At 50.2% G+C, this 279-nt stretch carries 1 protein-coding gene; it reads right to left on the bottom strand.

Going from position 1 to position 279, the window contains the following annotated elements; all coding sequences use genetic code 11:
- Nucleotides 1-279: transposase (locus tag Q3O12_RS00030; RefSeq protein ID WP_301668785.1), on the bottom strand; the 279-nt coding region annotated here is incomplete at both ends.

The following is a 279-nucleotide window of genomic DNA, read 5'->3' as shown; positions in this document are numbered from 1 at the left end:
TTGCACTCATGGGTATTGGCTGGGGTGATGTGCAGTTTCTCGATATAGCCTTCCTCATCGGTGCGGGTATGTTGTTTGTAACCGAGTCGGTATAAACCGTTTTTCTTTGTCCAGCGGGCATCTTTGTCTTTACTCGGTGTGGTTTGACCGCTGACTTGTCCTTCGTCATCAACTTCTATGGCCTGACGCTGTTTGCTGCCGGCGGTATGAATAATGGTGGCGTCAATGACGGCGGCGGATGCTTTCTCTACTTTTAAGCCTTTTTCGGTCAGTTGGCGG

Origin of the sequence: Neisseria benedictiae, assembly GCF_958267435.1 — a bacterium.
GTDB classification, from domain to species: domain Bacteria; phylum Pseudomonadota; class Gammaproteobacteria; order Burkholderiales; family Neisseriaceae; genus Neisseria; species Neisseria bergeri.
This window is presented reverse-complemented; position numbering and strand designations above follow the sequence as displayed.